The organism is Arsenophonus sp. ENCA, from assembly GCF_002287155.1.
Classification (GTDB): Bacteria; Pseudomonadota; Gammaproteobacteria; order Enterobacterales; family Enterobacteriaceae; genus Arsenophonus; species Arsenophonus nilaparvatae.
The window spans coordinates 1-604 of record NZ_NHNG01000364.1 but is presented as its reverse complement, the minus strand read 5'-3'; the positions used below and the strand labels follow the sequence as shown (position 1 = coordinate 604).

The following is a 604-nucleotide window of genomic DNA, read 5'->3' as shown; positions in this document are numbered from 1 at the left end:
ACAGTTCTGCTTGCGAAGCCAGGTTATTACAGCGCTGGCGGCATTAAGATCGTTTTTAAGCTTGCGGGTTTTTACCCTTCCTTTTACACCTTCGCGCAACAAGCACAGGTCAAGAGTTTTCTTGCTGGCCCATTCCCAGTCGAAACGCAACAAACCCATAAAACGTTATGCAGCCATTAGATGAGCTAAAAATACTTCATTTGGAGAAAAATAGCCCAACGATTTTCGTCCCCGAGTATTAAGTATGTGCTCAAGTTCTGCAATCTCGTTGTCCGTGACTGAGTTGAAATCCGTTCCTTTTGGGTAAAAACGGCGGATAAGTCCGTTACTGTGTTCATTTAAACCACGCTCCCATGAGTGATAAGGCCTGGCAAAGAAGACATTAGCACCGGTGATCTCAGTTATCTGTTTATGCATGGAGAACTCAGAACCGTTATCGGCCGTCAAAGTTTTAAAGTCACAGAAGGTATTTGCTACAATGTCACGGAAAGCATCTACAACAGTATCAGCGCGTTTATTCGGTAACTTGCGGATAATAATCTGCTTGGTAGCTTTATCCGCTAGAGTCAGTAAGAATGACTTCTGATCTTTACCAAATACAGTA

General features: G+C 43.2%; 1 protein-coding gene. It reads right to left on the bottom strand.

Translation table 11 applies throughout. The features are described 5' to 3' along the window. Positions 1–165 precede the first annotated feature (165 nt). Positions 166–604, bottom strand: a 439-nt coding sequence (locus tag CBG25_RS09540; protein WP_290603601.1) for an IS30 family transposase, incomplete at its 5' end; no start/stop codon positions are given.